This is a genomic window from Thermosipho melanesiensis BI429, assembly GCF_000016905.1.
Taxonomy (GTDB): Bacteria; Thermotogota; Thermotogae; order Thermotogales; family Fervidobacteriaceae; genus Thermosipho; species Thermosipho melanesiensis.
Genome location: NC_009616.1, coordinates 1,107,407 through 1,132,584, shown reverse-complemented (window position 1 = coordinate 1,132,584; position 25,178 = coordinate 1,107,407). Strand labels below are relative to the sequence as shown.

Annotated in this window: 23 protein-coding genes and 1 pseudogene; 6 read left to right on the top strand and 18 right to left on the bottom strand. The window is 28.9% G+C overall.

Translation table 11 applies throughout. The features are described 5' to 3' along the window. Nucleotides 1-136 precede the first annotated feature (136 nt). From TMEL_RS05730 to TMEL_RS10295, 3 genes are all read left to right on the top strand, one after another. On the top strand, nucleotides 137-1,513 hold the full coding sequence (locus TMEL_RS05730; protein WP_012057321.1) for an ATP-binding protein: 1,377 nt from the start codon (nucleotides 137-139) through the stop codon (nucleotides 1,511-1,513). Between the two features lie 228 nt (nucleotides 1,514-1,741). Next, nucleotides 1,742-2,278, top strand: a complete 537-nt coding sequence (locus TMEL_RS05725; protein WP_307777299.1) for an AAA family ATPase — start codon at nucleotides 1,742-1,744, stop codon at nucleotides 2,276-2,278. Beyond that, on the top strand, nucleotides 2,268-2,408 hold the full coding sequence (locus tag TMEL_RS10295; protein ID WP_155760987.1) for a hypothetical protein: 141 nt from the start codon (nucleotides 2,268-2,270) through the stop codon (nucleotides 2,406-2,408). Before TMEL_RS05725 ends, TMEL_RS10295 begins: the two co-directional genes overlap by 11 nt. A gap of 46 nt (nucleotides 2,409-2,454) precedes the next feature. On the opposite strand, the gene TMEL_RS05720 is transcribed toward TMEL_RS10295, so the two are convergent. Both TMEL_RS05720 and TMEL_RS05715 read right to left on the bottom strand, forming a co-directional pair. Further along, nucleotides 2,455-3,072: a nucleotidyl transferase AbiEii/AbiGii toxin family protein gene (locus TMEL_RS05720; RefSeq protein WP_012057320.1), complete on the bottom strand. Its 618-nt coding sequence runs from the start codon at nucleotides 3,070-3,072 to the stop codon at nucleotides 2,455-2,457. After that, nucleotides 3,005-3,268: a hypothetical protein gene (locus TMEL_RS05715; RefSeq protein WP_238375200.1), complete on the bottom strand. Its 264-nt coding sequence runs from the start codon at nucleotides 3,266-3,268 to the stop codon at nucleotides 3,005-3,007. Before TMEL_RS05715 ends, TMEL_RS05720 begins: the two co-directional genes overlap by 68 nt. 308 nt (nucleotides 3,269-3,576) lie before the next feature. Between TMEL_RS05715 and TMEL_RS10525 the strand changes: the two genes are divergently transcribed. Both TMEL_RS10525 and TMEL_RS05710 read left to right on the top strand, forming a co-directional pair. Then, on the top strand, nucleotides 3,577-3,753 hold the full coding sequence (locus TMEL_RS10525; RefSeq protein ID WP_231109720.1) for a hypothetical protein: 177 nt from the start codon (nucleotides 3,577-3,579) through the stop codon (nucleotides 3,751-3,753). Continuing rightward, nucleotides 3,732-4,397, top strand: a complete 666-nt coding sequence (locus TMEL_RS05710; RefSeq protein WP_231109719.1) for an amidase family protein — start codon at nucleotides 3,732-3,734, stop codon at nucleotides 4,395-4,397. Before TMEL_RS10525 ends, TMEL_RS05710 begins: the two co-directional genes overlap by 22 nt. A 555-nt stretch (nucleotides 4,398-4,952) precedes the next feature. On the opposite strand, the gene TMEL_RS05705 is transcribed toward TMEL_RS05710, so the two are convergent. The 4 genes and pseudogenes from TMEL_RS05705 to TMEL_RS10740 all read right to left on the bottom strand — a co-directional run bounded on the left by TMEL_RS05705 (nucleotide 4,953) and on the right by TMEL_RS10740 (nucleotide 7,975). Next, nucleotides 4,953-5,138 (bottom strand): hypothetical protein, encoded by a 186-nt coding sequence (locus TMEL_RS05705; RefSeq protein WP_143611024.1) that lies wholly within the window; start codon nucleotides 5,136-5,138, stop codon nucleotides 4,953-4,955. Nucleotides 5,139-5,185: 47 nt separating this feature from the next. After that, nucleotides 5,186-6,472 carry a S41 family peptidase gene (locus TMEL_RS05700; protein WP_012057318.1) on the bottom strand — a complete coding sequence of 429 codons (1,287 nt, stop codon included), beginning with the start codon at nucleotides 6,470-6,472 and terminating at the stop codon, nucleotides 5,186-5,188. A gap of 94 nt (nucleotides 6,473-6,566) precedes the next feature. Next, entirely contained in the window at nucleotides 6,567-7,394 is an 828-nt protein-coding gene (locus TMEL_RS05695) for a radical SAM protein (RefSeq protein WP_012057317.1), read from the bottom strand. A gap of 213 nt (nucleotides 7,395-7,607) precedes the next feature. Then, nucleotides 7,608-7,975 (bottom strand): annotated as a pseudogene (locus TMEL_RS10740) (ATP-binding protein). Between the two features lie 758 nt (nucleotides 7,976-8,733). Here TMEL_RS10740 and TMEL_RS05690 point away from each other — a divergent pair. Next, on the top strand, nucleotides 8,734-9,369 hold the full coding sequence (locus TMEL_RS05690) for a hypothetical protein (RefSeq protein WP_143611022.1): 636 nt from the start codon (nucleotides 8,734-8,736) through the stop codon (nucleotides 9,367-9,369). A 108-nt stretch (nucleotides 9,370-9,477) separates the two neighbouring features. Here TMEL_RS05690 and TMEL_RS05685 read toward each other — a convergent pair whose 3' ends face one another. From TMEL_RS05685 to TMEL_RS05625, 12 genes are all read right to left on the bottom strand, one after another. Next, nucleotides 9,478-9,729 carry a hypothetical protein gene (locus tag TMEL_RS05685; protein WP_012057314.1) on the bottom strand — a complete coding sequence of 84 codons (252 nt, stop codon included), beginning with the start codon at nucleotides 9,727-9,729 and terminating at the stop codon, nucleotides 9,478-9,480. Nucleotides 9,730-10,167: 438 nt separating this feature from the next. Then, nucleotides 10,168-11,541: an ATP-binding protein gene (locus TMEL_RS05680; RefSeq protein ID WP_012057313.1), complete on the bottom strand. Its 1,374-nt coding sequence runs from the start codon at nucleotides 11,539-11,541 to the stop codon at nucleotides 10,168-10,170. 822 nt (nucleotides 11,542-12,363) lie between these two features. Continuing rightward, nucleotides 12,364-12,567 carry a hypothetical protein gene (locus TMEL_RS05670; protein WP_041426022.1) on the bottom strand — a complete coding sequence of 68 codons (204 nt, stop codon included), beginning with the start codon at nucleotides 12,565-12,567 and terminating at the stop codon, nucleotides 12,364-12,366. After that, nucleotides 12,564-12,794 carry a DUF2188 domain-containing protein gene (locus TMEL_RS05665; RefSeq protein WP_012057312.1) on the bottom strand — a complete coding sequence of 77 codons (231 nt, stop codon included), beginning with the start codon at nucleotides 12,792-12,794 and terminating at the stop codon, nucleotides 12,564-12,566. The genes TMEL_RS05670 and TMEL_RS05665 overlap by 4 nt, the downstream gene beginning before the upstream one ends. Nucleotides 12,795-13,063: 269 nt before the next feature. Further along, complete coding sequence (locus TMEL_RS05660; RefSeq protein WP_012057311.1) at nucleotides 13,064-13,378, bottom strand: hypothetical protein; 315 nt, start codon at nucleotides 13,376-13,378, stop codon at nucleotides 13,064-13,066. A gap of 481 nt (nucleotides 13,379-13,859) precedes the next feature. Beyond that, a complete protein-coding gene (locus TMEL_RS05655; RefSeq protein WP_012057310.1) occupies nucleotides 13,860-17,564 on the bottom strand; it encodes a P-loop NTPase fold protein in 3,705 nt (1,234 codons plus the stop codon). Between the two features lie 67 nt (nucleotides 17,565-17,631). After that, nucleotides 17,632-18,972 carry a hypothetical protein gene (locus TMEL_RS05650; protein WP_012057309.1) on the bottom strand — a complete coding sequence of 447 codons (1,341 nt, stop codon included), beginning with the start codon at nucleotides 18,970-18,972 and terminating at the stop codon, nucleotides 17,632-17,634. 269 nt (nucleotides 18,973-19,241) lie between these two features. Next, nucleotides 19,242-20,282 carry an ATP-binding protein gene (locus TMEL_RS05645; RefSeq protein WP_012057308.1) on the bottom strand — a complete coding sequence of 347 codons (1,041 nt, stop codon included), beginning with the start codon at nucleotides 20,280-20,282 and terminating at the stop codon, nucleotides 19,242-19,244. Between the two features lie 146 nt (nucleotides 20,283-20,428). Continuing rightward, nucleotides 20,429-22,279 (bottom strand): ATP-binding protein, encoded by a 1,851-nt coding sequence (locus tag TMEL_RS09940; RefSeq protein WP_012057307.1) that lies wholly within the window; start codon nucleotides 22,277-22,279, stop codon nucleotides 20,429-20,431. 82 nt (nucleotides 22,280-22,361) lie between these two features. Then, the gene (locus TMEL_RS05635; RefSeq protein WP_012057306.1) at nucleotides 22,362-22,664 is read right to left on the bottom strand and encodes a WYL domain-containing protein; all 303 of its coding nucleotides are present in this window, start codon (nucleotides 22,662-22,664) and stop codon (nucleotides 22,362-22,364) included. A 97-nt stretch (nucleotides 22,665-22,761) separates the two neighbouring features. After that, nucleotides 22,762-24,987 carry an AAA family ATPase gene (locus TMEL_RS05630; protein WP_012057305.1) on the bottom strand — a complete coding sequence of 742 codons (2,226 nt, stop codon included), beginning with the start codon at nucleotides 24,985-24,987 and terminating at the stop codon, nucleotides 22,762-22,764. Then, nucleotides 24,968-25,168 carry a hypothetical protein gene (locus TMEL_RS05625; protein ID WP_012057304.1) on the bottom strand — a complete coding sequence of 67 codons (201 nt, stop codon included), beginning with the start codon at nucleotides 25,166-25,168 and terminating at the stop codon, nucleotides 24,968-24,970. The genes TMEL_RS05630 and TMEL_RS05625 overlap by 20 nt, the downstream gene beginning before the upstream one ends. Nucleotides 25,169-25,178: the final 10 nt, after the last annotated feature.

Genomic DNA, 25,178 nt, shown 5'->3' with positions numbered 1-25,178 from the left:
TAATTTTGCCGCATATATTAACTTCTTTAATGGAGGCTTATTAATTAATTTTGGTCAGCGTATTGACCAAATTGGGCCCGATTTGGTCAGTATACTGACTATATGTTATAATATGATTTATCCAGGAGGTGAAAATATGGATTTTTCATATGTCTATAGTCAAAATCCATGGTGGGAAGATAATGAATCAATATATTTTGATATGCATATAAGAAAATTTGAGAAAAGCAAATTTAAATACATACCCTACTTTATGAAAAATTTGAAAAATTACAAAAATGGCATTTACATAATAAAAGGTCCAAGACAAATTGGAAAAACAACAGTATTAAAGCTTCTCATTAAAGACCTTATTGAAAAAAACATTAACCCATCAAATATTCTTTATCTCACTCTTGATTTAATAAAAGATGAAAATGAACTGACTCAACTTCTTCTTGATTACTTTTCTATTAAAAATAACAACAAGGAAAAAAGGTATTTGTTTCTCGATGAAGTTTCAAGTGTAAGTAATTGGCAAAAATCAATTAAATATTTATACGATACAGGCAAACTCGAAAACGCATTTGTAGTACTAACTGGTTCTTCTTCATACGATTTGAAAAAGTCCTCTGAAAGGCTTCCTGGAAGAAGAGAATTTGGAAAAGATATTGTATATTTACCGGTTTCCTTTAGAGAATATATTATGCAAAATTCCAATATTGATTTTCAGTATAAACTGGAAGATTTGTTTGAAATGAATGAAAACGAGCTAAAAGCATTAAATCTAAAACTTACAAGATTTAAAGACGATTTCAAAACGTACATTAGTACTGGAGGATTTCCAAAAGTAATTAACGATTTTTTAGAAAATAACGCTATATCTGAAGAAACCTTAAATACATATGGAAACTACCTGTATGGGGATGTTGAACGATTTAACCGCTCAAGGTTAATATTAAACCAATTACTTTTTAAAACTCCAGATTTAATAGGTCAGCGTTTTTCTTGGAATTCCCTTTCTAATGATATTGAAGGAGTTAGTTCGAAAAATACAATCGAAGATTATTTCAATTTATTAAGTATGAATTTTCTTTTTGGGATTTTGTTTTTCTATGACTTTTCTAAAAAAACAATTAAACCTAAAAAACAAAAAAAGATTTACCCTTTAGATTTAATTATTACATTTGTTATTGAAAAAATTACAAATACTCAAATTAAATTATCCACAAAAATCAAGCAAATTGTCTTTACACACCTTTTAAAATACTCAAAAGATTTATCTGAAGGATTGATGTTGTATAATGGGCCATATTTTTGGTATTCTCAAAAAGGAAAGGAAATTGATTTTTTAATTAACCTAAAAAATAACATTATTCCCATAGAAGTTAAATTTCAAAACAATATTTCCCCTTCTGATTACTCTACGATGAAAAAAGTATTTCAAAAAGGAATATTGGTAACAAAAAATACATTATTTAAAAAGGATGACATAGTAGCACTTCCTATTGAATCTTTTTTGCTTCTCGTGTGATTTTTTAGAATTGGGCTTTCCTCATAATTATAGTCTAAACTATTATAGTTTAAACTATAATATTTTTAATCATAATTTGGTATATTTTTTTGAGGTGATATTATGAAATTTGTAACCGGATTGATGAGATGATTTTTTTAGAAAAAGAATACAACAAAAAAACTTCTTCTTTTATAGCATTGTATGACAGAAGAAGGATAGGAAAAACAAGCCTTATAAAAGAAATTTATTAAAAACAAAGATAGCGTTTATTTTTTAGCAACAGAGGAAAATGAAATTAAAAACATCAAAACATTTCAGAGTATCCTTTATTCAAAATATAAAATTCCACTATTGTCTGATAATAAGATTCTAAACTGGAATGACCTTTTTTACATAGTTTCCACCTTAGAATTAAAGAAAAAACTAATCATTGTAATAGATGAATTTCAGTATTTATTGCAGTCAAATAAGGGTTTCCCTTCTATTTTACGAAAAGTTTGGGATGAATATTTAAAAGATAAAAATATAATGCTAATAATTTCAGGGTCAACGCTTCCCATGATTAAAAGAGAGGTTCTTTCTTATTCAAACCCGTTGTATGGAAGAAGAACAGGACAGATAAATCTTAAACCAATTAAGTTTAAATACTTTAAAGATTTTTTCGAAGACAAAGATGTTGATTTAATAAAACTTTATTCTTTAACGGGGGAAATTCCTAAATATATAGAAATACTTGAAGTAAAAAAAAACATAAGAGAAAGCAAAAAAACTTTTGAAGGATAAAAATTTAAATTTAGATGATTTATGTTTTGTCTTCTTTTCGTATAGCGGCTATACAAAAAGCTTTATTGAAAAAGTAAAAAAAGAAAAAAATATACTTATTTTTGAAGGAGATATTATTGATGATAATTAAATAATAACTTTCCAAAATTGATGAAAATCTAATTAGTACTTCTAAACTAAATATATTCTCTAAAGGATTTTACAAAATCACCAAAAAATTTCTTTATATCTTTCCATCTTTCTTCAATTTCTCTAAAATCTTTATTTTTTTCCGCATCTTCAAAATAAACCAAAGCCTTAAGAAAAATAAAAGGGTTGTACCCTTTATATTTTCTACCAAGCATTGAAAGTAAATCCCTAAGAGTCCATTTGTGAATATTAATTAAATACCAAAGGTCAAAAAAATCTTTTTTTAACCCTCTTTGACTGATTGCACTCATTTTCATACAGGCAATATCTTCATCACTTGCCAAATAAAGTTTTCCCATTTTTTCGGGCTTCTTTAAAAGTGGATATTGATATTCAAACAGCGAAATTTTAATACTATTTAACTCAAAAATAAGGGTTTGAGGATCTTTATAAATAAATTCTACATTTAATTTTTTGCGTATTACATTTTCATATATATTTGAAAAATTTTTATCAGGAAAAAGAAAAAAATCAAAATCAAGGGAAGGCCTATGATTGTATTTTAAAAGAAGGCATGTTCCACCTGCAAGGTAGAAATCATGGAAAATTTCTAGTTGTAACAGTGTTTCTAAAACTTTCATCTGATTTTCTTTTAATCTCTTCATTAGAAACCTCCAAAATAACTTTCCAAAAACTTCTATCTTTACCATAAAACCTATGGAGATTATTTAGAAAAATCTCCTTTAGTTCTTTTTCACTGTATTTACTTAAAAGTTCTTTGAAATCTTCAAGATTACCCAAAACCATTTTTCTAATTATTGTTTCTACGCCTTCGCAATAATCCCAATTAAAATTCAACATCTCATCTCCCTATTGTTATTATACCACAAAAATCATCTTTAAGCGCGTATATCACTACTTTTCAAGCAATATTTACCCATGATTTTTTTATTTTACAATAATCAATAAAATAATTTAGCCCCACTTCCTTTAAAAAATAACTCATTTTTTTAACACGAGAATTTTGGAAGTCCACTTCCATTCTAGTACGAGTTTTCAGGAAATAAATTAGTATAACTTTTATTTTTACTTGGTTTTTTTGCAAAGAAAAAGATTATTTTTTCCCTTTTTGTTAGTGTTATAATTTAATCAAGTTAGGGGGGATTTTCATGAAAAATTTAACTATAAAGAAATTTAACCAGTTGTACGATGAAGGTAAAATTACCTCTGAAAAACTCGTTGAATTTTACCTTGAACGTATTTCCAATATTAACCTTAATGCGGTTTTAGAAATAAATCCGATGCCCCTTTTATTGCAAGGGCATTGGATAACGAAAAAAAATTAGGTAAAAAAAGGAGCACCCTACACGGTGTACCTGTTATAATCAAAGGTAATATCGATACAAACGACAAAATGAGAACCTCTGCAGGTGCAAAAGTCCTCGAAAATAATTACCCAAAAAAGGATGCATTTTTGGTAAAGAAACTAAAAGATGCCGGCGCAGTTATTCTTGGAAAGGCTAATCTTACCGAATTTGCAAATTTTGTCTCATACAAAATGCCAAATGGATATAGCTACCTTGGTGGACAAACAAAAAACCCATATGGCAATTTTGATACGGGGGGTTCAAGTTCTGGTAGTGCCGTCTCCGTTGCAGCTGATTTTTGTCTTGTCTCCATTGGCACTGAAACGTCTGGCTCTATCCTTTCCCCTGCAAGTAGTAATTTCTGTGTAGGACTCAAACCTACCGTTGGAACCGTTAGTAGAACGGGAATCACCCCAATATCATACCCCCAAGATATTGCAGGTCCTATTACCAGAACCGTTGAAGATGCGTTTGAGGTGTTTAAAGTAATTTATGGTTTTGACAGGGACGATCCTTCAACTTATATGGTCAAAGACAAACATTTATCAAACCACATAAATTTTATCGAAAATTATTCAAACTTTGTTTTTGGATACACAGAACAAGTTTTTGAAACCCGTTAACCTGTTCAATTTTCCACTCACATTGTTAGGTTTTCACGTCTTTGATTTGAACAATAACCTTCTTTTGTTAAACGGATTTATCAACATCACTATTCCCATATACACTGCGTATCCTACGATTCTGTACATAATATCCCCTTTCCCCCTATGAGAAAAATGTGGATGTTCACAAAATTCCCAACTTCAAAATACAGCAATAGGAAAAACAACGCACCTGTTAGCTCTTTTCCTTGTTCTTGAAACCCTTCTTGTGTGTGTCGAACGTTTTCTTTATTTTTCCTTTTTGGAATCTTTCAGAATCCTTCTTGTGTACGAACCTATCACTGCACCCCCTCCTCGGACTGGATTTTTCTAAACTGTCGATAAAAGTAAGAATCTTTGGTCGGCGACTTACAGGGATAGGAATCGCCATTCGGAAATACAGTTATTCTACTTTGAGCGTCACAAAAGTGATTGATTATTTTTTCAGAAAATATGGGCAGCAGTAACTGCACTATTCCTATTTTTATGGAACATGAAGGAAGGGGATTTTTTTGTTTTGGTTTTTATTGAGAATTAATATATAATTGGAGGATTACCATAACCACAAAAATCAGTACTACAAGGTTCAGGTATCATCTCGCATATAACTGTATCTTCACCGCCACAAAGCCCGTCTCCATCTCCGGGTGTAAGACAAGCTTCTATTTGTTCTTCGCTTTTAGGCCCGGTATTTAGCAGCTTTATTTTCAATTTTTTCACCCCTTTCCTTAATCCCCCTTCCTTCATGTTTATAATTATTCAGAATTTTAGTTGTTCTCAATAATTTCTATCGCCCTTTCAAGAACAGGATCGGAACTTCCCGTCAACCATTCGAGTTTTTCCTCTGTCGTTATTACAAGTTCGTAATCCGGAATTATTCTGTTTGATTGAGGACAGAATATGTACAACGAACCTGGAATAAAAACATAAGTCTTTACGTTTGGTAGATAATGTTCGGTACCTTCACTTGTAAGATTCGGTGAATAGACCGGTTTTTCTCCCACTATCTTTCCTATCCCATACTTTTGGACAATGTCTACAAAAATTATTGCGGCAGAAGCTATACCGTTATCGACAAGCACCCATACCCTTCCTTTAAATACTGGATTTCTTGGGGTTATAACCCACGAGGAAGTCGTTTCAATTATCTTTCCCTCGGCGTTTTTGTCGTAACGAACCCCTACCCTTGCTAAAGCCTCCTGATCGTTGTACTTGGAGTTTTTCACCTTAACTTTGTGCTTTACGAAGAGCCGCTTATCTACAAAATGTCCCAACACTTCAAATACAATTCGCAAACGGCCACCGAAGTTTCTTCTTATGTCTATGACCAAATCTGTCATATCCTTATTTTTCTCAAAAACCTCATTTAAAAACTCCCTAAAATCAGCAAATAAATTCCCTTTAAATTTAAAACTCCATATTCTTAATATTCCTATACTTCCTTTCCTTTCAAATTCGTACGGTAACTTCGATTTCTCAGATTTCTGAACTTTTCTTCTATATTCCCTTATCGTTACAGCACTTACCTTTTCTCTCTTTGTAAAACCGTCGTATTCAAACTCTATTTCCACACTTCTTTTATTCCAAAACGTCGGTATCAGATTGATACGCCGGGAGATTTCACGTTCTTTCAGGGAAGTGTTTTCTCTTGTATTGGTATACTGTTCAAACTCCTTTATTATTTGTGCCGAAGGGATTCCGTCGATTGCCAGAACTTTTGACTTTACCGGTATATCGTCGACCAGTGAAAAGACAACGTAGATATTATCGTTTACAACATAAAGAGTCATTGGAAAGATTTGAAAATCATATGAAATGGGAAACTCAATATTGCAATGGTAATCATTCAGGTAATGAAAAATAGGGGAAACCGCTTTAAAAAATTCAAAGCTATCCATGGGTTTATCGAGTTTCTTTCTTACACTATCAACAATCTTCGTAAATTCCGGGCTCTCAACCAGTTCATATGGGTCGATGTACGCTTCTTTTAAAAGGGTAATAATGAATTCAAAATCCCTTTGGAGTTTTTCTGGTTCGATTTTGGCTGCAACCACCGAGGAAGCAAAAACGACACCTGTTAAAAAAAAAAAACCGTCAGCACTTTTAGAATTTTCCTCATAAGCTCTCCCCCTTTTTTAAAATAGTTTATTATAGAATTACTTTTGATTTGTTTGTTTTTGAAAAATTATCTCTTAATTCATCGGGTAAATAAGCATATAATACTAATCCCAATTCAAACAACTTCTTCTTAAAATGGCAACTGAGCTTATCAACAGTATTCCATTCATTAGTTGTAATCAGTGATTCATGATAACATCTACCACCACAAATATATTTCGCCCAGCAGTTAGAACAGTCTTGTAAGCGATCCACAGCATAGAGTTTCTCTGAAAATAATTCTCTTGTATTTTTAATAATTTCCTCGCGAGCATCTTCAAATATATTTCCAACCTTACCACTATTACTTCCATCCATTCTATGGCAAATGTAAACATCACCCATTGGATTTACAACCAGAACTTTTCTACCACCGCCACACGGATAAAATCTTTTACTTTTACCATGAACAGCAGTTATAGCAAGGTTTACCCACCCAAACATTCTTTTAAAAGCTTCTTTGTAATTTTTATTCTTAACCAAATCTATAATATATTTTCCAAAATCATCGATTTCTGAAGATAGCTCTTCAAAAGTTGGTCTTAACTTTGCATCATTTGTTGTAACTAATTGAATTGTGAATGGTAAATCTAAGGAAGAAAAGTATCCAGTCAATTCAATCAAATCATTATTTATAGAAGTCAACGTAACACGAATACTAATTCTACCATTTGTGTTATACAGCAACAAATTTTTAATACCATTTAAGATAGTATTATGTGTACCCTTACCTGTTTTTGTGTGACGTAATTTATCATTATACAGTTGATCTCCATCTAAGCTTACCATAACACTAAAATCATTACAAAAACAAAACACACATTACAAAACAATACTCTTATATAATTTTATAGCAATTAATGTTATTATGTTTCTGGAAAACTGTGGCGCACATATTATGGCAAAAGCACAATGTCCTTCTATTACCGTTCCACCTACTTTTGCCAAAAAAGGCCTTTTGGCATCACCTTTTCTGCCTTTGAATTTGAAGAAGAAAAACTTCTTTCAATTTCCCATTTGTTTGAAAAAAATTTAATGTAAGGAAACTTCCAAATTTGTAAAATTATCTAACATTTCTTTGGTTTTCTTAAAGAGAATGGTTTTTATAAAGAAATTCCAAAATTTCCTTTTCATATCCTGCACTTTGTAAATTATTACCTTAAAAAATGCTATATCATCAATAAACTCTGGCGTTTTTAGAGTTTTATCTTTACATAATTTTTCTTTCCTCTTTATCCCTTTTCTCCATTGTTCAATATAACCTATTTCTTTGAAAACCTTGCAATAACTCTATTTCTAATTTCCGACCGCCCCTGCAGAATAAGCTCAACACTAAGATTCCCGGGAAGTCCATCTGGTGAAGTTATCTCAACTCTATCATCAAAAATCGCAAGTTTTATATCTGAACCTTTAATTGAATAATCTTTATGAACAACGGCATTTACTAAAGCTTCTCTGATTGCTTCAATTGGAATAACATAGCTGTCTTCTCTTTTTAATCCTTTTATTTCACCACTTTTTCAAGATGTCCTATAACAAAATTAAATACATTTTTACTTGCTTAGTATTTTTTCTAACATACAAATCCAAAGCAAACAAAAAACTATTATCACCTAATTGAACAATATCGACTTTATCAATATAATTTCCTTATAGAAAATTTATAAAATAATAAGAATTTATAAAATATTTATTGTTTTTTTTTTAAAAAAAGAAAGAAAAATCCAGAAAATTAGAGTTGTATTTAAACAAAACTATAGATAAAATTAAAAATGTGTTACTAAATATTAATATCGCAAATAGCATTAAAATTATTTATAACATTTCATGTATAATAAACCTATTATCAAGAAAAGATCCTCATTTTGATAAAAGTTAAATGGATTGAGATAAAATTTATTAAAAAAAGTAACACATATAATGAAATAGGTGAAATTTCCTTTATGGTCTTATATAAAATTTGTAGTATTAAAAGTCACACCTTCTTGGATAAATTGTTCAGCATTATATATTCAAGTATTCTTAGCTTCGGATGGTTATTTTTATTCATGTAGTAAATTGATATTAGATACGCAGTAATGTATTTTACAACGCGGCAATCGCTGAGACAGATTCAGATGGGTGGTATACAAAAGACGCGATATTGCTCATGGTGGACTTGAACGAAAACGGTAAATTCGATGGACCAGAGCTGTTCAGAAAATACATAAAAGTTGGGAAAGAATACTTTACAATAGAGAGCGTCACCAAAAATGGTAACTCTATAGTTCTTGAAAGATGCGCGACTTCTGTACTTGTCCCATTTGTAGGGGAACTGTTTCCAGATATTTCTTTCAAAGATGTTAGTGGTAGAGAAATAAATCTGGTGGGCCATGCGGGACAATGGAAAATAATTTACTTCAACTTCTTGACCGATTCGGAAATACCAAAGATAAAGACTTGGCTTAATGCGTTATCAGGGTTTTTGAAGATAAGGATAAAACCCTATGTACTACTTATAGTATCATCTTGCTATTGCCAAACATGTGAAGAGTGTCCAGAGGATATAGAATCTCTGGCTGAAAAATACAAGGGATTGACAATCATTCCGATATCTCGTGAGGAACTTGATGAGGTAACAATCAGGTTGAGGTTGTTGTATCCTGAAACGATAATGGTAGTATCTCCTGACAATGTACTTATTTACAGGACAAATGCGGGTGCAGTGACAGAAGGAATTATATGGAAGCACACAATCACCATGCCGACGGTTGAACAATTTTCGCGTTTGATAAAAGCGTTGATAGAAAATTAAAACGATGGTGTGGTACCGTTGATCGGGAAATGTGTTTATTTTCTGCAATATACATCCTTTATAGCCTTTACCGGGAATTTTGTGAGGATAGAATATGTGTTTTGAAATTCACCACCCCATTGGGAGTGGTTTTACATGAAACATTGAAAAAGACGTATGATATGAAATACGGATAAAAACATCTGAACCAGCAATCTGGTGTATCGTTTTCCAGAATATTGAAAATACACAAGAATTGTAAAGTTCAGATGCATTCCCATTTTGAAAACTAAGAAGCTTTTTATGCTCTTTAAGAAAATCTAAATCTTTTCTTTTTAAAGTTTTTGAGTATTTTTCAGTATAATCACTGTAAAAATTCACACCAGATGCTGCAAGAATATGAAAAACATAATTTGTCCCTTTATCAACTACGGCAACTACCTGTTACGCATACTCACTCCTTTTTTACATATTTTTACAATTAATTTTTTACGCTTTTACTTTATTTATTCCGATAATTATTTTTAAAAAAAAACGACTATATGTCGCAAAAATTTTTATAAAAATTACTCTAAAATAAACGATTGCTTTTTTAAATCAAGTAATTTCACAACTACTTTATTTTTCCCCTAATTCATCTTTTCTCTCATTTTTGTTTCCAAAATAAATTTTTCTTCTCTGCATCAAAATTTATCGAAAAGGTTTAAAAGTTCTAAAGCATACTCTCTTTCAACTTTTTCAACATTTATTTGTTAATTTTAAAATTATAAACAATCAAAATCCTTCTTCATTTTCCTCAATATTTGATATCTACTTTCATTACCTTTGCCAATCTTGCCAACCTTTTTCTTTACTAAATTCGACAAAATAGACATTTTCATCTATTTCAAAAAGATTTTCTTCAAAACCACTTTTTGAAACCAAAATAAAATAATCTACATTCAACTGTAGTTTTTCAACTTTGTTTTTCAAATTATAAAAATCCTTTATATTCATTTTCTTATTTCTCCATTTTATTTCGGCAGCATATATTTCCCCTTCTTTGCCCTTGCCAAGCATATCTATTTCAATATCTTTTTTCCAGTAATTTCCTGCCTCAACCAAATTAAAACGTTTTTTTAGGTAATTTACACTTTGTTTTTCAAATTCAAACGAAACATATTGTGGCAAGTCCTTTTCTATCAATTTCAAAACGTTTTCATATTCATTTAAGTCTACGCTTTCTTTATAAGGAAAAATATATCTATACCAGAATCTAAATAGCTGGTCATCAATAAGATATAAAAAATTTTTGGTTCTATGTGGATTTTTTAGAAGTGCGGGAGTAATTCTTTTTATCAATTTTAAGTTAATAAGTGATTTCAAATACGGTTGTATTTTTCGAGAATCATTTTCGCCGATAAATGATGTAATTTCATTAATTTTATTTTTACCACTTGCAAGGGCTTCAAGTATAGATTGATAGATTCCAGGCTCTCTTAATTCTTGATATAAAATAAAATACGGCTCTTCTTTTAATGGGGCACCAAGTTTTAAAAATAGATTTTCAATATTTGAGTATAAATTTGTATTTCCATCCCACAAAGTTAGATAATATGGTATACCTCCAATTATTGAATAAGTTTCAATTAATTGGTGAAAATCATATTCTGGTATGAAAAGTTTCAAATGTTCAAAGGGGATAGGATTTAATTTTAAACTCCCAGTTTTTCTTCCATATAACGGATTTTTATAACTTAATATCCCCTCCATAAAACTTATGCTTGAACCACAAAGAATAAGTTTAATTTTAGAATCATCAAACTCATCTAATAAAATTTGCAGAACAGAAATTATCTCCTCATTTTTTTCTGCAAGATATTGAAATTCATCGAGAATGATAATTATACTTTCTTTTTCTGAAAAATTAAATAAGATTCTAAACACATCCTCCCAATTTTCAAACTTTATATTTCCTAAATTTAGAAACTTTCCAACACTTCTGGAAAAACTATTTAATTGCTCAGCTTTTGATATTTTCCTGGCAGTATAAAATAAAGTTCTTTTATTTTTTGAAACTTCTTTTAGCAAAGCACTTTTTCCAACTCGTCTTCTACCATATAATATGAAAACCTCCTTTTTGTGAGAGTTAAGTATTTCATTAAGTAACTCCTTTTCTTCAAATCTATTTATAAAAATAATACCACCACCCATCTAATATAACTATATACAATTATACTAATTACAATTATACTAATCGTGTTTAGTATTATATCACAAAAAACAAAAAATACCAAACTTGCCAAAAATCTTTTAAACTAACTAGTAGTATATTTTTACTTTTTTATTTCTTCTTTTTTCTCTTACAAGTATTCTTTCTAATTTTTGTATGAATTAATTGTGAGTTTGTTTAATATAAGTTTTAATCTTTCATTTCGAGCGCCCATCTTCTCCCTTCCTAACAAATTCCAAAGTTATTTATTTTTTATTATCTCTAAACCTTATTCAGATATTCTTCTCCATGCTTATCACACCAGCGACTTTTCAACCATAAATTTTCTTTTTCACCTTCTATTCCCTTATCTAAAATAAAAAAACTTGTAAAAATCAAAATAAAAACGTATAAAAAAGGGAAAATAATAGTGTACAAAAAAGGATTATTGCTTAGATGAATTAGAAAAAAAATTAAAGAACACAACCTTGTAAAGAAACCATGTTTCCTTTCTTGCATATTTCTTTGCCACTAGATATTTTATAGCACAGTCCCTTTTTTATCTATTGGTTTTTTCTACTTTGAGTTGGTTGTAAATACTTGAAAATATATAAACGAACTGCTTATTTACTGTTCATTATTTCCTACAGTTTTCTTTCTCTTCTTTTGCTTTACATTCATTACATAGTTCGCCATTAGAAGGTTTGCTATAACGTACTTCATAATCAAATGTAGGCCATTTTGAGCAATTTTTACACCAGTGCCAAGTATCGCTTCCTTTTTTTCTTCTATACTCTGTCATCCTTGGCACCTCCTTCCTTATATCAGATTGCTAACTTACTAGCATGAAAATTCCAAAACATCCTCATCTGACCATCCTCACTACTACTCTGAAAACCTTTGGAAAAGTGGTCATACCAAAGATGATTACCAGTTATATCATTGCAAAGATCGTAACAACCCTTCCCTTCATCTTTGTTAGGAGCTATGTTTGAGATGTGGAACAACAAAATATTTTGAGCGCTCATCCTTTTGGGGGATAAGGGTCATTACCATATGTCCACTCTTTTTCTATTTTTCCGTTCTTTTTCTTTATTACTAGCTGGCTCGGCGCATTATTCTTTGCAACGTTCCGTGAATATATTATTGCTTTTGCTTTTGTATCAAAATTTTTGATAGCCTTACTTCCCTTCTCTTGCTTCAACTGCCATTTCTGGTTATTTGAATTCCATTCGACAAAGTACCTCTTTCTCACAATATCACCCCTATTATTACACCAGCCTGTTAACTAATCTACGTGAAAATTTACAAACTTTCTCTCAATTACCTAATTAAAAATATCTTCTCTTTCCTTTTTTTGTCACCTCGATAAGCATTAATAAGGAAAAATTTTTATCAATTGACAACTGACAATTAATTTGTTTCTTTTTAACACACTGAATTAGTAGCTTATCCCTGCATTCTTGAAATTAGCTCTGTAAAATACGTATATGCTTCGTAACATTCCAATTAAACTCAAAACATTTACCTCTTCCCACAAGGTGGATTATAAAATTCTCTAATATCCTGTTCCACTTCTACTCTTGAAGGTTTTTTACCATATTCAATGTAATATGCTGCATAACTTATAAATCCATAGCAATGTTTTTCCCAACATTCCTTTCTATCATGAGATTCAATACGGGTTTTTACCATTGAAGCCTCACCTACATCTATTACTATCCTATTACTACAAAGTATCACATATACACCCGAACGATCCTGTAGCATATTTGTTGTAATATACGGACCATCAAAATTATATCTTTCACCGCTTTTCCCCCATAAAGTTATTCCCATAGTTTCCCCCCTACTTTAAACAAATTTTCTATTTTTTACTTTTGTCAATCTTGTTAATCTTCTCAATACTATATTACCACTTTAATGTCTGTTCGGCTAAATTTTCGTAATATAAAAAATATCTAATAGTAACCAATCTTCATATACTATTCATTCTATAAAAAAGGATAAAAGATATAAGAAAAAATAGGGTTAATGTAAAACAAAAACTCCAAAATTCAGAGATTTTTTACTAAACTAGTACAGAACCATATATTCAACCCAATATAATATGCACATGTTCTTAGCCCTTGCTTCTTGGTACTTTGTCTTTTGGCCTCAACATTCAGAACTTGAAAAGAACTGATAGCAACTAACCAAAAATCTTTTCATATCTTAAAAATCCATAGAGCATTCTCTATTTGCCATATTTGCACCTTTTTAACTGTGTTATATTTAATGTTTATTTTTAATTAATGACTCCTAAATCTTTACTAATTATCTATTGTTTTTCCTCTTGCATTTTCATCATATTTAAAAATTCTTGGATATGTTCTGAAGGTTGAGGAGTGATATTTTTAACAGAATCTATAAAACTTTCGTCACTTAATTCATTCTTCAACTTCTTTTCATTTACCAATATTCTTAAAATAGGATTAAATTGTCCCAAAATATTTGACACATTTTCAATAATATCCGTTGTGCTCTTATTAGAGTAAATTATGTCTCTAATAGACCCCTTAATATCTCTTATAAATTCTAACTTAAATTCCTCATTTTGTTTTTTAATAAACTCCATTATAATATCTACTTTTTTAGCGTCACTCAACAGTTCCAAATTCAAAATACCCTCAAAAATATATTTATGTAAACTTTCTACTATTTTTATTTCATATTTTGTACAGAACTCATAAAACTCTAAATCAACAAAAAGTGTTTCTTTGAAATTTTCAAATTTATCTCTAATTTGCTCAACGATTCTTGCTTTTAACTCTTCTCTCTTTTTTTCTTCTAATTCTAAAAATTCATCCCATAACTCTATATTTGATTCATTAAATTCTAATTTTTCTATTGAATATTCTTCTACTTCGGCAATTTGCTTTACATATTCCAAAATTTCTTCTTGAGAAAATCCTATAGTTCTTAATGTTTTGTAATTTTTGAATATCCATTCCAAATCTTTTTTCTCATTTTCCAACAAATTTTCACATATTATTTTGTAAAAGATATTTATTCTATTTATATGCTTTGAAGATATGTTTGTTAATTTATCATATAGCTTAAATATTTCTTCTTTTTTCATAAGACCAATCATCTCGTATTCCTTAATAAGATCTTCAAGAATTTTTTGATCAGTATTTGTTAATACTTCATCAAGAAAATTATTATCAAACTCTACATTAAAAAATTTAGGACAAGTCACAATAATAGTAAATATTGCAGACTCAACAAATTTTTTAGTATCTGTTTCAGATATTGTTGCTATTTTTTTCCAGTTATTTTTGATCATATGTAATACTCTTTCCTCAAATTTTAAGTTATAGTAATATCTGTAAATTGTTAAAAGGTATTTACTAAATAATTTTCTTCTAGGATTATCGATATTTTGATTTGATATTACTTTATTTCTCAAAATTTCAAAATTACTTAAAATTAACTCGTATATACTCTCTTTTTCTTGTTTAAAACTATTCAATTCAAGTATTAACGACAATCCCTTCAAAACGTTCAAAAACGATTCATCAATTTCTCCATTTTTATAAAACTCAAGAATTTGTTCCACCACTTTTTCATTAACGATCATCGTTTTGTATAATATCTTTTCTATCCTATCTTTCATATTAAAATTAATGTCATTATATTTTTCTCCAATAGATTCTAGAATTATAATAATCTGTTCAGCATCTTCCTTAGAAATATCAAAACCTTTTTTCAAATTGTTCATATCTACGTCTACTTTTTCAAAAATTATTGTTTCTAAAGCAATCCCTTTATATTTTGAATATTTTAGTACAGGATTTATTAAATCTATACCAGACTCTGAATATATAAAAGATAGAGCTTTTAATATATTGTTCTCTTGATCGTCAGCTTCAATTTCAAATAGATTGTCAATCTTTGAAACAAGTTCTCTGTCATTATCAACTTGTTCCCTTAAAAAACTAAAAACAATATCTTTTAATTCATTATAAACTTCTTCTTTTAATTCTTTTAATTCCTTGAGATAAATACTTGCAAAAACTAAAATTTGTGGTTCTGTATTAAATATTCTTTCGTTAAGCCCTTTAAAAATTTCTTTTAACGTGCCTGAAATAGTATCATTTTTGGTAAGTTTTGGAATGCTAGAAATAAAATCTTTAAATTTTGTGGTATAAGATGGTGTTTTTAGTATTTTTTCAATTTCTACTCTATTTAAAACTATATATGACTCTTGCGGACTAATGTTATAATAAATTCCGAATATTTGATGTTCCAAATTCTCTATATCTATAAAACTATACCCTGTATACCCTTTTCTAATAAGAAAGTTTTCAAAAAATGATTTCCTATTTTTATCTTTTTTTAATTCTTTTTCATTCTCTTTTTCATTTTCAGTGTCTTCTATAATCTCCTCGCATAAAATCTCTTCAAGATTGCTTGAACTTTCCAAAATTCCATAAGTTTTTAATGCAGCAAAAAGGGCATATGGAAAAATGTCTTTTTTACTAGCTTTTTCATTTCTAGGACAGACTGATATGAAATTATTTATGAATTTTTTGATTTCTCTAGGAGTAGGAGGATTGAATTCGTTTTTTCCATAATACTCCCTACTATCCTTATTATCCTTTTTGTTATTTTCAGAATAACTATCCAGATAAATCTTTAATTCTCTTCCAATTTGCAAAGCAATTTCAAATATATGTTCATCTATATTTATTCCATTTTCTTTTAAAAGCTTATCAAGAAATAAATGCCAACTTCCATATACTGGTTCAGGAACGTAAAATTCTTTTTTAAACAGCTTATTAAAGTAATCATATCCCCCTTTATCTGTTTCTATTCTAATTCCACCTGGATCAAACGGAATAATATAAAATACATTTTTTAGAACGTTATTCTTCTTACTTTCATCGGATATCATAAACGGTTTTAAAGCTGCAAAAACTTCATCCACTTTTTCTTCTGGAATCCTATCTACGTTATCAATAACAATAATAATTTTAATTTTTCCATTTTTTCTGGTTGTTATTTTATTTAAAATATCAATAAATTCTTTTTTAAAATCTAGCGAATTATCACCTAAAGATCTTGTTTCTTCATGATCTGTAAAATTCCCAATCAAAAGGCCGCTATACATTGATACAATTGGAATAAGATTTTTAGTTTTCTTTGTAATCATCGTCGCCAACCAAATCGAAATAGGTATTGCTAAATAAATACCAACTGATAGTAATAGAATAAAATTTTCATTAAAAGACTGTGGATTTACTAAATACTTTATTGAAAGGCCTACCCAGAACCCATATGAAACTAACCATAACCATATTCCATATTTTCCAACTATTATATAAAAAATATAATACAAAATATACAAAAATTTCTTCCAAAATTTATTCAAAGATTTCTTCCTAATACTCTTGAAAATTTCTTCCTTAACACTAATAAAGTAATAAGCAAGCAAAATTGTTAAAGGAAAAGAATATATTGCAAGAAAACTTAAAATTCTTACAACCCCTGTTGATAAATTATTTAACAAAAAAGAAATAAAATTCGGTACAAGTGTTAACATTAAAATTAAAACAAACAAGTGCAATAAAGCTGTCCTATTAGTAGGGGTAACATTTCTCATAATTTTCTTCCTTTTCCCAATAATTTCTAACCTTCTTTTTTCGTAATCACTCTCTGGTTCTTCAAAAAGATCTTTCCCGAATTCCTGAGTGCTCCAATCCAAAAAATTTAACAAAAATGCCTGTCTAAAATTATGTCCCAGCTCTGCCCACACATCAAAAACAAATATCTTAAAATTACTCTTCTCCTTCGTTTTTTCTTTAAGTATTTCAATTACACTTGATTTTCCACTTCCCCATTTTCCTTTCAGGGCAATTGTTGTTCCTTCACTTAAACCTTCAATAAAATTCGCCATTTGTTTAGCTATTTTACTGTGAGTTTCAAACTGATCATCCGTTGTAGGAACATCACTAACAAATAAGGTTCTGTTATCCCCCATATTAATCCCCCTATCACATAATTTCTTCTAACTTAAAATCTTGTGCCATACTTATCAATACTGCCATTTAATTTTCTGATATTTGATATCTCATTTCGAAAACAACCCACAGAATCTCTTCCATTGATTTTAATAAATTCTCCATACTCTTCATGATATTCAGATTCTTTTCCCAAAAATCATCTGAAATATCACTTTTGGTTGTAGTAGTAAACTCTTGAAGAGCCTCGACAATTTCTTGATCTTGATATTCTAAATTTCGAGTTGTCTTTTTATTTCCACTATGATATCCAAAAAATCTAAGCCTTTTAGCATTTAATTTAATATTTGTTAAATCTGCTTCTATTGGTTTATCAATTAAGAAAAAACGATGAAAAGCAAAATTTCTAACACTAGCAACAATTTCTCTGTAATCTTTTAAAGACGGCTTTTTTTGATTACCTTTTAAAATAAATGGTATTTTACTAAATTCTTCTTTCAATTTATAAAAATCAAAAAGTGTGCACCATAAAATCAAAGGTTTAAGATCAGTAATTGTCACAAGCAATTTTAATAATTTAATTGAATCATCAGCAAACGAATAAGATAATCTCAATAGTTCAATTAATCCTCTTTCCTTTTCTTCTTTCTTTTTTGAATAAAAATATTTATTTAAACTATTTTCATACTTTTGTAGTTGACTTTCAAATGACAAAATCATCTTACTTATTAAGCTATTTGAAAAATCACTATCCTCACGACTTCCTGGTAATACCAACTTTATATGTGCTTTTTTAACAAGTTTATCAAATGCTTTTGTAACTTTATTTCTAATATTTTTCTTATTATCTTCATTAAATTCTTCATTCAATGCCTTTAAAATTTCTCTACCAATGTTTTCTAACAATCTCTCAGAATAAACAAGCGAATTTACTATGCAATTGAAATTACCTTTTTTATCAATTTCTTCTATATAAATCTCTTCTTTAATTGAAGGGTCATACTTTAATCTTTTTGCTTTTCTAAATTCTAATTCAACTTCACTTGAAACTTCTTCCAAATTTCCTATAAGAATAAAAACTATATCACCAATTACTTTAAGTTCTCTTCTAACTGCCAACTCTAAATCTATTTTCGAAATCTGTTTGCTATCAAAAGCTACCCAGTCCTTTTTTATGTCATTTTGAAGCTTTCCAATAAAAACTTTTACTTTATTATCTTCTTTTGAAAAACAAAGGTATTTCGAATTTTTAGAAGTTTTTACAAAATCTTTCCTATAAAAGAAACTATTATTAATGCACACCACTTTATTTTTAGGCAAGTTTTCTAATATATTTTCTAATTCAGAAATTTCGTCAATAACCATATTAACGTTATTTTTAATAATATCTATAATCTTATTATAAGTTTTGGAAGTTATTGTGTTCATAAAATCCCCCCTAAGTTTTAGTAATCATAAATACTATAATACGATCAAATCTTATATTTATCTCCAAAGATATTTTCAAATAAAAAACTGTTATCAATTGTCCCTCTAAAATATGAACACTTTTGAAGGCAATTCCTTCCTTAATCATTCTTGTAAATTATCCCATACTTGATATCACAAATTCAGAAATTGAGTTTGTTATTAATTCAATTACACTGATAAACTTTTTATTTTCCTCTTTGTATTTTTAAAAAAATTTTCTTAATTATCTAGCCTGGTGTACTAAGCTTATTTCCTCTTTTAAACTTTTCATATTCATGTGAAAATTGCTTTAAATCACTCTCTGACAATTTTTCGAGCTCACTTTTCAACTTTTCATAGGCATATTTAGAAAATTTATGAATCTTATTTTTCCCACATTCTAATTTTAAATGATATCTTTTGTCACCTTTCAATTTGTATTTCCATACCAATACCTGTACATAATACGGCTTTATTCCTAGCATTTCAGCCAACTTTTTTTGCAAATAAGGATAATCTTTATTTGGGTCTAAATCAGGAACAATTATTTTATTCGCAACTTGTATTTCCCCTACAACTTTTAATGCGGTTTCACCGCTAGTTTCAACAAAATGACCTTTTTCAATAAAATTAATTTTTTCTGCTAACTCATTTAAAAGCGACTTATCTATGACAAGTTGCTTGCCTGATATTCTAGTAGTTTCAATACTTCCATTTAATAAATCCACTAATGCAATATTTGTTGGACCAATTTTTGCTATTCTTTCAATAAGCTTCATCCAATATTGTCTTTCTCTTTCTCTGTATTCTTCTATAATTTTTCTTAACTCAGAAAATTCTATTTTTCTTGTTTGACCTCTATACCGATAATAAATCTCTCCAGACTTCAACTTTTCCTTAGCTTTTCTGCAAATCACCGGTTTTTCTAAAGACTCATTAACAAATATATAACCAAAGGATTTTTCTCCAATATCCACAATACCCATTTCCCATTTTATTTCAGGCGAAAAATATTCAATTAAAAAACCAGTAAGTTTTTCTTGACTAATTTCATTGAATTTTTTCCGATTTATTCCTACTAGCAACCTTGGACTGTCTTTTATACCAAAAATTATATACCCGCCTTTGTTATTGGCAAATGCAGCCATTGTTTTAGCATAATGCTCTATGCTCCCAAATCCAAACTTTTCTTTAAACTCAAGGGTTGAACTTTCCCTATGTCTTAAATATCCTTTTATGTCAACATTTGTCAATAACGATTTTAAATACTCTATATGACCATTTTTCACCCTTGAATCCCCTTTTCCCCCCGGATTACTAAAAAAGTAAGATGCAACTCTTAATATCTTTACGCTTACGAAAATTAGCTAAAGCTTCTTAATCCATGGTGCCACATCAAAAATATATGATTAATAAAATCATCTGAGCCCGCTGATTAATGGTCAAAACTTTTTGAACAAAGCTCTTTTATCTTTTCAAACCAGCTTTTTACTTCATCCCAAGCATTCAAATCTTCCAAATCTTTTTTTGTAATTTTTTTAGACAATGAGCCACACAAATAATTCTTTACATCTTTTTCATCACTAAATCTGGTCACTTTTTCTTTAACTTTTTTTGGAATATCTATATTGTCCCAGTCGTCCAATTCTATTTTTATATTTAAACTTCCTTCAATAAGTCTTCTTGGAATATAGTTTTCAATCTCTCTTTTTGTGGTTAATACTCCATAAGAACCGTCTTTACGTTGATTCACTTCTTCAACAGCTTTTTTATATTTCTCATCACAATCGCGATCATACAAATGAAATTCTACAACATTTGTGTTTTTTAAAGCATAACAATCTATCCATTCATTTAAATTGCTTCCCTGCATTGGAATTATTGAAATTAATCCACTTTCAATTTTCTCTTTCAAATCTATAATTTCCATTAGTTCAGGTATATTTTGGTTTATGTTCATTAAAAAATTCTTATCATTTGTACCTTCAACACATATTACAACTTTTCCAATGTTAGGCAATAATCCAAGTTCTTTAACTATTTTGCCTCCTATATTTTCATCGAAAAGATAAACTTTTGCTTTGCCATTTTCTTGCTCAACATATCTCACACTATCTGTTTCAAAAAATCTTATTAAAGCAGGACTATGTGTTGTAATTAATATCTGATGTTTGCCATTTTTAGAAAGCTTAATTAGATTATTAATCAATGTTTTCTGCATTTCTGGATGCAAACCAGTTTCAGGTTCTTCAATCGCATAAATTACATTTAAATTATCTTCTGATTCATTTTGAGCTTTAATTTCGGCCAAAAAGGAACTAACAAGCACTAAACGCCTTAATCCACTTCCTCGCTTATTAAGTGGTATATCGTTATCAGTATTGTAACCTATTCCTTTGTAAACATCTTTCCATCTTAACTTCCCAACCTCTGGTATATTGGGTTTTATTTCTGTATCCTGTTGGCTTAATTCTCTGAATTTTTCCACAGTAGCATTAGCAATCTTTTTTAATTCTTCATCAATTTCTTTAGCAATTTCTTCCAATTTATTTTGAATATCCTCTCTTTTAAATATCTCATCTACCTTAGTTTTTAACGGATCTTGTATTTCACTATCTTGTTCAGTATTTGGCCTATCAGAGTGAAATAAAGAAAAAATAGGCAAACACTTTTCTAACTGCAGCCATATATCCTTCATTCCTTCTTCGTTTATTTTTAAATCAATTTCTTTTAACACTAGATCGCCATCCTTACTTTTATAATAATCTCTTATACATTTTCGCAGTTCAGCACTTTTTCTAAGATCCAAACAATCTGGCCCTTTCTCTCTTACAAAATTTTGCAATTCAGTAATCTTTTTCTTTAAAAGGCCTTCTAAAAAACTATCATTTGCCGGATGCATACATCTTATATATGTCTCCTTATTTTGTAATTTCCCATTTTTAAAGACTTTATAAATTTCAAGAAAACCTTCTTTGCTTAGTAAATACTCATTTTGAAGAGTTGTAGTATTTGTAGCATCGATAACAATATTTTCAGGTAAATCTTTAAAACAAACACCTATTTTAAAAATTTCATTTCCTTCATTTTTTGCTTTAATGTTTAAATCATTTTCCTCTATTTTTGTTACCCCTTTCCCATCGTTTATAAAAATGTCAATAGCTTCTAAAATCGTAGACTTTCCCTGATCATTACGTCCAATAAAAACTGTAAAATCTTCAATAGGTATTTCATTACGTCCATAAAATGCTCTAAAATTCTCTAAAATCACTTTAGCTATTTTCATTTTATTCACCTCTGTAATAATTTTTCCCTATTCTTTCGTTTGAAAATTTATGAAATAGCAAGTTAATTCTACATTCATCAATTTATCCTAATAAAACCTGACAAATAATTTGCCCCATCGCCGAATCATTTAGCGTATATTCTGGTCTAACACTAAATTGTTCATTTGTAATAGTAAGAAGAGATATTTCATCAACAACAAAAAGTTTCCAATCTACTACTTCCCCCGATGAACTTCCACCAGCTATTTGAAAAGCTCTAAGAATTTTGTTATATGTACTTTTATGAACACCATATGCATAGGGTTCAACAATTCTTAAATAACCTTTATAATAAAATTTGATTATTTTTCTCTCCTTAATTGCTTTACAAATTGTTTCTTCCACAATTACCACCTCCCGCAAAATAATTTAAAACCATTAAAAACTATTTGAAATTAACAAATTCAATCTATATTTTGCATTGTATAGGAAAACTCATAGATTAACAGTTTGTTCTACTTCTTTTATTTCCATTAATCAAATTTAAAAGAAAGTCCGTAAAATCTTTCAAAATATCTATTAAATCTCTTATTTCATCATAACCATAACTTATTCTTGAATCGTGTGGAAAATGAACTTCCTGACTAAGTGGAAAACTATTCAACAAATGCCCAAAATATCTATTGTCACTTAATCTTTGAAATTGACGGTCAATTTCCTTTAATTTGTCACAATATACTTTTTCTAATTTTTTCTTTAAACCTGCGTCTTTAAAACCTTTTATTCCTATCTTTTCAACTTCATCATAAGGTACTTCAAGCTTAATTTTTTTCGCTGCCATACTAAATACAGTTTCTAAAGCTAACCTAGAATATAACGCTGCAGCTCTCAAATCCTTATTTTCCAAATGCTCTTCAGCTTTTTCAATATAATTATTTGGCCAACCTTTTATTTTTACTGAACCCAAAATTGCCTCTTGAGTTCCCAAACCAGTGTAATCATCCAAAAAAGCTTTGTATGCATTAAAAGAGTTTCCATTAAATTGATGCCTAATAATATCAAAAAAAGTTCTATCAGAAGTTGTAATAATAAGTTGATAGCCTTCATTTGCTAACTTTCTTAAATACTTTATTAAAAAATATCTTCTTTCATGGTCTACTGAATAAATTGGGTCATCAATTGCTATAAAATTTACATTACTTGAATTTAATTTAACTCTTGCAATCAAAAGTGCAAAACCTAAGCATCTTAAATGCCCTGTGCTTAAAAAAGTTATTGCATCGACTAATTCTTCTTTACCCCTAATCTTTAGTTTAAAAGTTATTTCATGATTTTCTATGTTTGGCTTAATTTCAATGTATTCAATAAATTGATTTTTCGCCTGGGTAATTTCATTGTATACATTTGTAACTTCACTTTTGCTTATTCTTTCTAATTCCTCTTGAATAGTCTTCCCATATTTTGTTAAATATAAAGTATAAAATTTATCTATATCTTCATATATTTTCTTTTTCAGATAGTGTTGATTTTTTAATTGCTTTAAATCTTCTTCCTGTTTTTCTAAATCATCGATGCTTTTCATGTACCTTCCTTTTTCTTCCAATAAGAATATTTGTTTTTCTAACTTCCTAACTTCTATTGATGTTGGCCCTATTTCATACTTTATAAAATTCGATTTTTCTGAATTTTCAAATATGCTCATGTCCTTATAGTATTTTTGAAGTTTTTTCTTTAATTCATTTTCTTTTAAATCTAAATCTGATAACTTTTTATTCAAAATTTCTTTTTGATTATCTAAAGAAATTATTTTATCTAAATCTTTTTTTAAAGTCTCTAACCGTTTTAGTACTTGTTTATAAACAATTGGCTGGCCACAAACTGGACACTTATTAATATCTTCTTTTTGATAAAAATAATTGAGCGCTTCATTAATTACCCTTGAAATTTGTATTTCATTTGTTGAAATTTTTAACATTTCTTTTGTACTTTCAATATTATTCAACTGAGTTTTTAGGTTGTTTTTTTCAATAAATGTTTTTTCAAAATTTTTTAAAGCCTCTTCTTTTTCCCTCAGCTTGTTTAGCGTTTCCAATAAACCTTGTTTATCTTTATCCACCAACTGGCTTTTCCAATTTTCCCCTAACTCTTTTTTTAATCTTAATTCTAAATTTTTAATTTCTTCTTCTATATCTCTTATTTGTTTTCTTTTTTCATTTAACTTTTCTTTAATACTTTCATATTCATTTTTTGCTTTATTTCTAAGCCGTTTCAATTGTTCTTCAAATTTTATCAAACTATCAAATCCAAGTAACCTTGCAAATCTATTCCACAATGATTGTTTTGTGTCAATAACAAATTCTTCTATTCGTTTAGAATCAATAAAATTGTTTTCAATCCCTTCAATTATTTCACAATCATTCTGTCTTCCCAAAATTCTCTTGCAAGTTGCTTCTTTACTATTGTTTTTATATTTAACTTCAACGTAAGGTTCATCACCAGGCAAGCAAAATTTATTTCGCAAGTATTCTTGTTTGCTGCCCACTTTTCTTACTCTTGTTTCATTCACATCACCAGTTAATCCCCATTCAAGGGCATCAAAAAAACTAAATTTTCCAGTCCCATTTTCTCCAAACAAAAAGAAATGGTTACAATCTAAACTAATAACATGAGGAGCTTCATGATACTGAAAACCTCTTATGCCATTAATTTTAACCGTTTTTATTTTCATATTTTTTACCCTTTTCATGGGCTTTATAAAAATCTACAATTTCATCATATTTGCTTCTTAAATAATCTCTTCTTTCGCTTATTCCAAATTCTTCTTTCCTTAGACTCAACAAATATTTTTTAAAGATTGAATCTTCAAATGTTTCAATCATTTTCTCTAAAATTTCAAATTGTTTAGACATATTTTCCACT

Excerpts from the sequence above, each read along its gene's own strand:
- TMEL_RS10525 (WP_231109720.1), top strand. The coding sequence starts at position 3,577 with ATGAAAAATTTAACTATAAAGAAATTTAACCAGTTGTACGATGAAGGT.
- TMEL_RS05655 (WP_012057310.1), bottom strand. The coding sequence starts at position 17,564 with ATGGGGGATAACAGAACCTTATTTGTTAGTGATGTTCCTACAACGGAT.
- TMEL_RS05715 (WP_238375200.1), bottom strand. The coding sequence starts at position 3,268 with ATGTTGAATTTTAATTGGGATTATTGCGAAGGCGTAGAAACAATAATT.
- TMEL_RS05650 (WP_012057309.1), bottom strand. The coding sequence starts at position 18,972 with ATGAACACAATAACTTCCAAAACTTATAATAAGATTATAGATATTATT.
- TMEL_RS05630 (WP_012057305.1), bottom strand. The coding sequence starts at position 24,987 with ATGAAAATAAAAACGGTTAAAATTAATGGCATAAGAGGTTTTCAGTAT.
- TMEL_RS05625 (WP_012057304.1), bottom strand. The coding sequence starts at position 25,168 with ATGTCTAAACAATTTGAAATTTTAGAGAAAATGATTGAAACATTTGAA.
- TMEL_RS09940 (WP_012057307.1), bottom strand. The coding sequence starts at position 22,279 with ATGAAAATAGCTAAAGTGATTTTAGAGAATTTTAGAGCATTTTATGGA.
- TMEL_RS05670 (WP_041426022.1), bottom strand. The coding sequence starts at position 12,567 with ATGAGCGCTCAAAATATTTTGTTGTTCCACATCTCAAACATAGCTCCT.
- TMEL_RS05660 (WP_012057311.1), bottom strand. The coding sequence starts at position 13,378 with ATGGGAATAACTTTATGGGGGAAAAGCGGTGAAAGATATAATTTTGAT.
- TMEL_RS05720 (WP_012057320.1), bottom strand. The coding sequence starts at position 3,072 with ATGAAGAGATTAAAAGAAAATCAGATGAAAGTTTTAGAAACACTGTTA.
- TMEL_RS05680 (WP_012057313.1), bottom strand. The coding sequence starts at position 11,541 with ATGGGTGGTGGTATTATTTTTATAAATAGATTTGAAGAAAAGGAGTTA.
- TMEL_RS05730 (WP_012057321.1), top strand. The coding sequence starts at position 137 with ATGGATTTTTCATATGTCTATAGTCAAAATCCATGGTGGGAAGATAAT.